The organism is Burkholderia sp. Se-20373, from assembly GCF_017104705.1.
Lineage (GTDB): Bacteria > Pseudomonadota > Gammaproteobacteria > Burkholderiales > Burkholderiaceae > Burkholderia.
The window spans coordinates 1-9,782 of the sequence record NZ_JAAGPH010000207.1; the positions used below are offsets into that span (position 1 = coordinate 1).

8 protein-coding genes and 2 pseudogenes are annotated in these 9,782 nt (G+C 68.9%); 3 read left to right on the plus strand and 7 right to left on the minus strand.

All coding sequences use genetic code 11. From position 1 onward, the window contains the following. Nucleotides 1-439 (minus strand): annotated as a pseudogene (locus tag G3N96_RS39940) (hypothetical protein); the annotation flags it as partial. 72 nt (nt 440-511) lie between these two features. Here G3N96_RS39940 and G3N96_RS35505 point away from each other — a divergent pair. Next, nucleotides 512-730, plus strand: a pseudogene (locus G3N96_RS35505) (DUF488 domain-containing protein); the annotation flags it as partial. Between the two features lie 48 nt (nt 731-778). Here G3N96_RS35505 and G3N96_RS35510 read toward each other — a convergent pair. Next, nucleotides 779-2,074: a right-handed parallel beta-helix repeat-containing protein gene (locus G3N96_RS35510; protein ID WP_206140087.1), complete on the minus strand. Its 1,296-nt coding sequence runs from the start codon at nt 2,072-2,074 to the stop codon at nt 779-781. A 624-nt stretch (nt 2,075-2,698) separates the two neighbouring features. Here G3N96_RS35510 and G3N96_RS35515 point away from each other — a divergent pair. Both G3N96_RS35515 and G3N96_RS35520 read left to right on the plus strand, forming a co-directional pair. Beyond that, entirely contained in the window at nt 2,699-3,436 is a 738-nt protein-coding gene (locus G3N96_RS35515) for a sulfite exporter TauE/SafE family protein (protein ID WP_124578284.1), read from the plus strand. A gap of 299 nt (nt 3,437-3,735) precedes the next feature. Next, entirely contained in the window at nt 3,736-5,115 is a 1,380-nt protein-coding gene (locus G3N96_RS35520) for an amino acid permease (protein ID WP_206140088.1), read from the plus strand. Nucleotides 5,116-5,198: 83 nt separating this feature from the next. Here G3N96_RS35520 and G3N96_RS35525 read toward each other — a convergent pair whose 3' ends face one another. The 5 genes from G3N96_RS35525 to G3N96_RS35545 form a co-directional block, all read right to left on the minus strand. Next, a complete protein-coding gene (locus tag G3N96_RS35525; protein ID WP_089433023.1) occupies nt 5,199-5,777 on the minus strand; it encodes an NnrU family protein in 579 nt (192 codons plus the stop codon). Nucleotides 5,778-6,090: 313 nt separating this feature from the next. Continuing rightward, nucleotides 6,091-6,777, minus strand: a complete 687-nt coding sequence (locus G3N96_RS35530; RefSeq protein ID WP_346778931.1) for a TfoX/Sxy family protein — start codon at nt 6,775-6,777, stop codon at nt 6,091-6,093. Beyond that, entirely contained in the window at nt 6,747-7,856 is a 1,110-nt protein-coding gene (locus tag G3N96_RS35535; RefSeq protein WP_206140089.1) for a malate/lactate/ureidoglycolate dehydrogenase, read from the minus strand. Before G3N96_RS35535 ends, G3N96_RS35530 begins: the two co-directional genes overlap by 31 nt. Nucleotides 7,857-7,911: 55 nt before the next feature. Continuing rightward, the gene (locus tag G3N96_RS35540; RefSeq protein WP_206140090.1) at nt 7,912-9,366 is read right to left on the minus strand and encodes a M20 family metallopeptidase; all 1,455 of its coding nucleotides are present in this window, start codon (nt 9,364-9,366) and stop codon (nt 7,912-7,914) included. A gap of 80 nt (nt 9,367-9,446) precedes the next feature. Further along, nucleotides 9,447-9,782, minus strand: a 336-nt coding sequence (locus tag G3N96_RS35545; RefSeq protein ID WP_206140091.1) for a nitronate monooxygenase, incomplete at its 5' end; no start/stop codon positions are given.

Sequence of the window (9,782 nt, forward strand, 5' to 3'; positions counted from 1 at the left end):
TGCCCGCTGCGGCGCCTGCGCCGCCGCCCAGTGCGCCGCCGACGATCGCGCCCGTGCGTTCGTGTTTGTTCGACGTCACCGCACCGCCCGCGCCACCGCCCACTGCCCCGCCGATCACGGTGCCCGTGCTGCCGCCAATCGCGTTGCCGACCGCCGCGCCGGCGACACCACCCAGCGCGCCGCCCAGTGCGTTGTTCGTGTCACCTGCCACGGCCGGCAGCGACGCCACCGCCGCCGCACCGGCCACCACGGCCATCCCCGCCCATTTCTTCATCATCTGTCTACCCTCTCTGCCTTGCGAGATATCGATGGGCGAATCTAGCACCTTTCCGGAAAGCCCATCGTAATGAAGCGTTAAATCGGGGATTGTCGTGGTCGGATCGTGCGTTTCAGCGGCCTGTGCCTTTTTCCGCGAACGGTCACGGCCGATAATGGACACACCCTTCCTCCCGACATGACGACGCCATTCAAGCTGGGCGACCACGTCCGCTGGAATTCCGAAGCCGGTTTCATGTGCTCGGAAGCGGTGTGGTGGCGCTGCCACCGGCGGATCGTGTCCGACTACCTGATCGCGCGCGGCGAAACGGTGCTGCACATCACGGCCCCCCACCGCGTGGAACCCGCGCACCTGACGGCCGGCGCGGTAATCCGGCCCGACGGCACGATCGTCTATCCGGACGCCGGGGACGACGCCACGGCGCCGGGGGCAACCGCGCCCCCGAACGCATAGCGCAGCGCCCCGTTCGATGGCACGGCGGGCAGCGCGTCGCGAACATCGTCAGTTCCGCGCCGATGCGGGCGCGCTGTTCGCCTGCATCAGGCTCGTGCGCACCGTCGGCATCCCCGACGTCACCGCGCCGCCGGCCGGAATCGTCCCGGACGGGGAAGCGCCGACCGGCGGCGCCAGCGCCACGCCACCCAGCGAATTGCCGTACGCGACGATATCGGCGGCCGGGCAGTTGTTCGTCAGCAGCGACACCGGCATGCCGGCGATCGACGCGAGCGCCGTGTCGGCCACCGCGAAATGGCAGACGTTCCCCAGCGCCCGGAAGCCGTCATAGCCCGAGCCCGATACGCGGTTGCCCTTCACGACGACGTATGACACCGTCCCCGACCAGGTATCGAGCTCGATCGCGGCCTGATGGGTAGGCGGCAGGCCGTTGTTCGCATTCGTACCGTCCTGGATCGCGCCGACGACGTTGTTCTCGATCACGACGTCCGACACGCCGTAGCTCTTCCAGCTATCCTCCTGCGCGACCAGGATGCCGGCTGCCTTCTGAACGCCGCTGACGGTGTTGTTCGAAATCGTCACGGTCCGCCCGCCGACCACGGCGATGCCGCGCCCCCAGTAATTGCCCGACACCGTATTCCCGTCGATCAGCACGTTGGCGCTGAGGCGGCCGTCGGCCTGATAGCTGACGACGGCGATCAGGTCGTCGCCGGTGTCCTTCACCGTGTTGCCGCGCACCAGCACGTTGGTCGCGCCATAGGTGGCGTGGATGCCGTCGGCCAGCGTCGCCTGCACGGTGTTGCCCACGATCGCCACGTTGCTGCCGCCATAGATGAAGATCCCGGCGCTGGCGCCGCCCTGGATCGTCACGCCGAGCACCTGGACGCCGGTGCCCGTCACCTCGACCTTCGTCGATGCGGGCGTCGTCAGCCGCGTCGTGCCCGTGCCGACCAGCGTGACGCCGACGAGCGTCGAACCGCTGCCGCTCATCACGATGGTCTGATTGGCCGGATCCGTCGCGACCAGCGTTGCCCCATAGCCCGAGATCACGACGTTCGTTCTGGACACCGTCAGCGACCGGCCGACGGTGTAGCGTCCCGGCGCGAGCACGAGGCGCTGGCCCGGCTGCAATGCATCGAACGCGGCCTGCAGCGCGTCGGCCTGGTCGCCGCCGTTCGCCGTCGGCTGGACGGTCACGGCCGGAAGCACCGGCGCGCTGCGCGACGAGTGCGCATGACGAGCACCGCCCGGCGTGTAGGCGGCCGCCGGCGATGCGGCGAAACATGCGGTGCAGATCAGGCAGACGGCCGTACTCGGACCGACCCCTCGAAACGACTTTTTCATGGTTGTTCTCTCTCGCCCGTTCGCCCGCGACGACCGGCCAACGGCTGACGGTCGCGAGGCGTTCGAGCAACGGCGATCGCACGGCGCGTGGCACACGCGGCGCACCATCCCGACTGCGACATTCATTTGCTCCGCCGATGCGGCGGAGCAACGGCAACGAAGCGCCGTCGCGTGGCCGCGATCGACACCCGGTCGCCTGTTCGCCCGCCGGCGCGCATGCGTGTCCCCCGAGAAAAGGCGGCCCGATTCCGACGCGCCGGCACCGCGTGGCCGGAATCGAACCCGTCAACAGGAACTGCGTTCCCGAGCGCACCGGGCGCCGGCTGACCCCCAACCCTGCCGGTTCTTTCCCGCCGCTCATCAACCAGTCTATTTCGCGCGCGTCGTTCGACAATCCGACATTGGCCGCACGACGTCGTAAGACCGCCCGTCCGCCCGCCCGGGCCATCCTCGACGTTGGTCGCGGGCTGGCCGGCGTCATCGCTTGCACCGGCCGGGAAGGCTCGCGACGACACTGCGATCGCAGCAGTTCACGCCGTCAGCGGTCCTGCATTACCATGCATGCGTTCACCGCGCCTGCCCGCCTCCGGCAGGCGCGCCCCGTCACCTTCCGCTCCCGCTCCAATGCTCGCGCTCGTCATCCTCGCCGGCCTCTGGGCCGGACTGCAGAACACCCTCGCCGGCGGCGGCTCGTTCGTCACGCTGCCCGCGCTGATCGTGTCGGGCATGTCGCCGCTCGCGGCGAACATCACGTCGACGGTCGCGCTGTTTCCCGCGCAGGTCACGACCGGCTGGGCGAGCCGCAACATGGTGCGCGGCGTCGGCAAGCTGTCGTTTCGCGCGATGTTCTTCATCAGCGTGGTCGGCGGTGCGCTCGGCGGGCTGCTGTTGCTGAAGACCCCGTCGTCGATCTTCTCGCGCCTCGTGCCGTGGCTCGTGCTGTTCGCGACGATCGTGTTTGCGTGGGGCAGCTTTTTCCGCAAGCCGAGCGAAGGCACGGCCCACCTCGGCACCGTCCCCGCCGCGCTCTCGCAGTTCATGATCGCGATCTACGGCGGCTACTTCGGCGGCGGGCTCGGCTTCCTGATGATGGCCGTGCTGACGATGGCCGGACTGTCGCCGCGCCATGCGATGTCGACGAAGAATGCGCTCGCGGGCGTGATGAACGCATCGGCCGTCGTGCTGTTCCTGACGTCGCCGCACCTGCACTGGGGCAAGGCGCTCGCGCTCGGCGGCGGCGCGATCGCCGGCGGGCTGCTCGGCACCTGGGCGCTGCATCGCGTGAACGAACGCGTGCTGCGGATCGGGATCGTCTGCATCGGCGCGGTGCTGACCGTCGGGTTGTTCGTCAAGCCGATCTGACGCGCGCCCACGCCTGCCGCCGTCGCGGCAATTGATGAGCAAACCGCAAGACGTCTTTCGCATATCTCGTTTGCCGTGACGACGGTGTCCGCCCACAATCCGGGGGGTCGTCGTCATCGCCCTCTCGCGGGCACCGACCGGCACTGCGCGGCCGCCATTCCGATTCACCGCCGGCGGCCCGGCACATCGCGTCACACACGCTCCCTCGACATCGGCGCCCCATGCGGCGGCGGCACGCTTGCCGCCGCGCGGCCCGATGCGCTCCCGGCCAACGGGCCAACAATAACTAGAGGTAGGAGATGCAGGACAACTCGTTGAGGCAAAGCCTCAAGCAACGGCACATCACGATGATCGCGCTTGGCGGCGTGATCGGCGCGGGCCTGTTCGTCGGCTCCGGCGCCATCATCGCGACCGCCGGCCCCGCGGCGATCCTGTCGTACCTGATCGGCGGCGTGATCGTCACGCTGGTCATGTTCATGCTCGGCGAAATGGCGTCCCGCAACCCCGACAGCGGATCGTTCTCCACCTACGCGAGCAGTTATCTCGGCGAATGGGCCGGCTTCGCGGTCGGCTGGCTGTACTGGTTCAAGTCGATGATGACGATCACCGTCGAGGCGATCCTGCTCGGCGCGATCCTCCACGATTTCCTGCCGTGGCTCCCCGTGTGGGGCGGCGCGCTGTTCATGCTCGTCACGCTGATCGCGAGCAACGCGTACTCGGTGCGCTCGTTCGGCGAAGCGGAATACTGGCTGTCGTTCGCGAAGGTGACGACGATCATCGTCTTCATGGCGCTCGGCGCCTCGATCCTGCTCGGCTTCCAGCCGCGCATTCCCGCGCCGGGGCTCGTGAACCTGACCGATCACGGCGGCTTCATGCCGAACGGCATGTCGCCCGTGCTCGCCGGCGTGATGGTCGTGATCTTCTCGCTCGGCGGCAGCGAAATCGCGGCCGTCGCGGCGGGCGAATCCGAGAACCCGAGCAAGAACGTGATCCGTGCAATCAAGAGCGTGATCGTGCGCGTGATGGTGTTCTACGTCGGCTCGGTGTCGATCCTGATCCTGTGCATGCCGTGGACCGACAAGGCCAACCTGAAATCGCCGTACGTGTCGCTGTTCAGCATGGCAGGCTTCACGGGCGCGGCCGTCGCGATGAAGATCGTGCTGTTCGTGTCGTTCATGTCGGTGATGAACTCGTTCCTGTTCTCGAACTCGCGCATGCTGTTCTCGCTCAGCCAGCGCGGCCACGCGCCCGCGATGTTCGGCCGGACCAACGCGAAGGGCGTGCCGATGAACGCGCTGGTGCTGTGTCTCGCGATCTGCGTGTCGATCCTCGGCGTTCACTTCGTGAGCGGCGGCGACCTGTTCCTGATGCTCGCGAAAAGCAGCGGCGCGTTCGTGATGATCGTGTGGATCTTCATCATCGTCGCGCACTTCGCGATGCGCCGGCAGGAGAAGCACGCGCCCCGCGATCCGCAGGCGTTCCGCGCGTGGTTTTATCCGGTGTCGAACTGGATCGCGCTGCTGGCGCTGGTGGCCGTGCTCGGCTCGCAGGCGTTCAACCCGGATTCACGCTTCCAGTTCTGGTTCACGGTATTGACGGCGCTGGCGATCGTCGCAGCGTATTTCCTGCGCCGCAAGCCGGTGCCGCTCGGCGAGACGGCCGGCGCGAAGGCGCGCTGACCGTTGCCCCAGGCGGGCGAGCGGCGCGCCGGTCGGCCGCCGCTCAGTTGCTCGACGTCTCAGTTGCTCAACCTCTTGGCCGCTCAGCCGAACGGCCGCACGCCGATCAGCCAGCCGTGCAGGAACCGCGCGAAGACGGCCCACACGACGAGCCCGGCCACGATCGCCACGACGTCGCCCGACAGCCTGCCTGCCGGATAGCGCACGCCATCGCGGCGATCCCGCGCGCGCCACACGACGAAATCGACCAGCGCCCATACGAAGAACGCGCCGAACAGCACGACAGCGTGCAGCGTGCCGTTCGCGAGCAGGTGCGCGATGGCCCACACCGCCACGCCGGCCACCATCGGATGGCCGACGAGCGTCTTGATGCGGTTGCCGGGCACGTAGGAGGCGGCGATCAGCACGAAGGCGATCGCGGTCAGCATGCCGGTGAGGTGACGCACGCCGACGGGCGACACCCACAGCAGCGTCGCGCCCTGGCGCGCGATGCCGTACCCCCAGATGATCAGCACGAAGCCGATGATCGACGCGATCGCATAGGGGCCCTTCCAGCGCTTCTCGCCGATCCGCTCGATCGTCGCTGACCGCCAGCCGTCCGCGACGATCCGGATCGAGTGCACACCGAGGAAGATCGCTAAACCGAGAATCAGGACGAGCATCGGCTGTCTCCGTCTGGAATGATGAGTGGGGGGAAGCGTCCCGCGCGGCGTACGATGCGCCGTTCGCGGAGCCGGCGGCGCGGCCGGCGCGGGTCGCGCCGGGCACGGGTGCAACCCGCGCCGATCATAAACGCCGAGGCCGCCGTTGTGAAGCATGAGGGATATGCGGTGCGGCACGAGCTTGACGCTTTCGTGACTGTGTCCCTCCCCGGCCGCCCTTGTGCCAGCCGGCGCACGTCGCGTGAATCACCGGGCGACGGCCGGATCGACAAAAGAGAAAAAGTCGCGCGGCGTTTGCTTCGCGCGGCCGGCACTATGTTTGCTCGCGCTTCGCCGGGGATTTCGCTGCCGGTTTCGACGTCGGTTTGGTGGTTCGCTTCGATGCCGGCTTGGCTTCCGGTGCAGAAGCAGGTTTCGGCGACGCTTTCGATGCCGGTTTGGCGACTCGCTTCGACGCGGGCTTCGCTTCCTGCGCCGGCGCACGCTTCGGCGACGCTTTCGATGCCGGCTTGGCTTCCTGCGCGGGCGCCGATTTCGATAACGCTTCCGAATCCCGCTTGGCCGCCCGCTTCGACGCAGGCTTCGCTTCCAGCATCGGCTTCGCTTTCGACACCGCCCTCGCCTTGCGCTTCGGCGGCCCCGCCAGCAGCGCCGCGCGATACGCGCTGCGGCACCAATCGAACAGTGCGCCGGCATCCTCGAGCACGTCGGCCGGCGTTTCGTAATAGCCGTCGAGCGAAACCGTGCGCGTGGGCCGCTCGTACGAGAACGGCCCCATCCCCGCCGCGACGAACGCCGGACGGTTCACGTCGTCGACACGCAGGAACAGCGACCCGCGCGACATGAAGCCGAACATCACGCCGTCGAGCCGCATCGCCGCACCGCTGAAGAAGCGCACGACCGTGACGTTGCCGAGCGGCGCGAGCTGATACGCAATCTCCTCGCCGTGCGCCTTTTCCGATTGCCAGCTCATGCGGATGCCGTGCAGCGCTGCGTCCACGCGTCGAGCTCGGCTTCGTCGAAGCCGACCGCCGCCGCGCTCTCGCGAATCTGCCGCCATGTCGCGCGGTCGACCGGTATGCCGCCGGCACCGCGCGCCGCGCGGCTCGCTTCCTCCGGCTCGCCGGGCACCTGCACGGGCGCATCGCCGGCCTGCGGCGACGCCTTCGCCCATGCGACGAACGCATCGGCTTCGCGCTGCGCGTCGGCCGCATCGAACGCGTTCGGATCGATCAGCACCGACAGCATCCCGTTGACGATCGCGCTCGTCTTCTGCAGCGTGTCGCCGTAAGTCGTATGCCCGCCGACGAGCGCGCCGCCGAAAATCTCGCACATCGCCGCGAGCGCGTAGCCCTTGTGCAACCCGAACGGCAGCAGCGCACCGAACGGCTGCTCGTGCATCACGGCCGGATCGTCGGTCGGCTGGCCGCGGGCGTCGATCAGCGACCCGGCCGGCACGCGCTTGCCCTGGTTGTACGCGACGCGCGTCTTGCCGTACGCGATCGCGCTCGTCGCGAAATCGAGCAGCAGCGGCGGCCGGCCCCCACGCGGATACGCGGCGCAGAACGGGTTCGTGCCGAAGCGCGGATCGGTGCCGTGCAGCGGCGCGACCAGCAGGTCGCCCGGCACGTTGACGAAATGGAACGACACGAGCCCCGCGCGCGCGCACTGCTCGGCCCAGTGCCCGATGCGGCCGAGATGATGCACGTCGCGCAACCCGATCGCGCAGATGCCCATGCGTCGTGCGCGCTCGATCCCTTCGACCATCGCCTCGAACGCGATCACCTGGCCGAAGCCGCGTCCGCCGTCGATCGTCAGCACCGCGCCGCCGTCGCGCGCGATCGACGCGTGCCCGTTCAGCTGCAACTGCCCTTCCCGCCACGACGCGACGTAGTTCGGGATCATCCCGATCCCGTGCGAATCGTGGCCCGCGAGATTCGCGCCGACCAGGTGATCGGCGACGAGCCTTGCCTCGCGCTCGCTGCTGCCGGCCCGTTCCCAGAGCGCCGCGACGAATGCATGCAGCGGTTCGGCGCGCATGCGCAGCGGTTCGGTATCGGGCGTCGGCAGTGCGGTCATCGGCAAGGTTCCGTGAGGTTGGGTCGGATAGTTGTCACTGCTGAGCGTCCAGCGCTCAGCGCGCGGTCGCGATCACGTCCGCGACCGCCGCCGTCAGCTTCTTCGCATAGGGCACGTGCAGGAATTCGTTCGGGCCATGCGCGTTCGACTTCGGTCCGAGCACGCCGCACACCATGAACTGCGCGGACGGGAACCCTTCCTGCAGCACGTTCATCAGCGGGATCGTGCCGCCGAGGCCCATGTACGCGCAGTCGGCGCCGAAGTGGCGACGCGATGCGGCATCGAGCGACGACGCGAGCCACGGCGCGAGATCCGGCGCGCTCCAGCCCGTCGCGGCACCCGCGTCCGGCTTGAACGTGACCTTCGCGTTGTACGGCGGATCGAGTTCGAGCAATTCCTTCAGCTGCTGCACGGCCTGCGCGGCGTCGACGAGCGGCGGCAGGCGCAGCGACAGCTTGAACGCGGTGCGCGGACGCAGCACGTTGCCCGCATCGGCGAGCGCGGGCAGGCCGGCCGCGCCGGTGACCGACAGCGACGGACGCCACGTCGAATTTAGCAGCGCCTCGCGCGGATCGGTCGTGGTCGGCAGCACCGGCTTGCCGTCCGCGCCGCAGGCCCACGGCAGCCCCTTCCATACGGCGTCGCCGAGGATCGACGCGGCCGCTTCGGCTTCGCGCACGCGGCTGTCGGGAATCTCGCAATGGAACACGCCCGGCAGCAGGTTGCCGTTCTTCGCGTCTTCGAGGCGCTCGAACAGCTGGCGCATCACGCGGAAGCTCGACGGCGCGATGCCGCCGAACACGCCCGAGTGCACGCCTTCCTCGAGCACTTCGACCTGCAGGTCGCCGGACACGAGCCCGCGCAGCGACGTGGTGAGCCACATCTGGTCGTAGTTGCCGGCGCCCGAATCGAGGCACACGACGAGCGACACCTGGCCGAGCCGGTCGCGCAGCGCGTCGACGTACGGCAGCAGGTCGTAGCTGCCCGATTCCTCGCAGGTCTCGATCAGGCCGACGCAGCGCGGCCGCTCGATGCCCTGCTCGTCGAGCGCGCCGAGCGCCGCGAGGCTCGCGTAGATCGCATAGCCGTCGTCCGCGCCGCCGCGGCCGTACAGCTTGCCGTTCTCGTACTTCGGCGTCCACGGGCCGAGGTCCGCGCGCCAGCCGTCGAATTCGGGCTGCTTGTCGAGGTGGCCGTACAGCAGGATCGTGTCGGTGCTGCCCGGGCGCGTGGCGGGCGATTCGAAGAAGATCACCGGCGTGCGGCCGGGCAGGCGCACGATCTCGAGCTTCAGGCCCTTCACGGGCTGGCGCTCGGCCCACTGCGCGGCATCGGTGACGACGCGCTCGAGATAGCCGCGCTTCGCCCAGTCGGGGTCGAATGCGGGGCTCTTCGCGGGGATCGCGATGTAGTCGGTCAGGGCGTGGAGGATTTCATCGTTCCACTTGCGCTCGATGAAGGTAACGAGCTTGTCATGGTCGAGGACGGGGGTAGTGTCGACGGAGGTCATGGTGGGGGTGCCTGGATCGGGCTGACGAAAACCCAGATGATACGCCGATGCTTCCGCACCGGCGCCCCCTGCCCGGTCGCTCAGGCCGCCTGCGGAAACGCGTCGCGCAGCCCCGCCGCGCACGCGAGCGCGTCCCGCCACAGACGTTGCGTCAGTTCGCCCGCATCCGCTTCACGCGTGAGTGCCGCCGCCTCGCCCGACCACAGCAGCGAGAAGTCGTCACGACCTTGCCGCTCGAACGCGCCGCGCAGCGGATCGACCGCGGCCGTCGCGAGCGGGAACGCCGGCGCGAGCGCGCTCATCGGCCCCTGCTCGCGCATGAAGCGCGTCAGGAGCCCGCGCGCGGGGCGGCCCGTGTACAGGTTGGTCATGCGCGTGCCGTCGTCGCGCGCGGCACGCACCGCCGCGCGATGCTG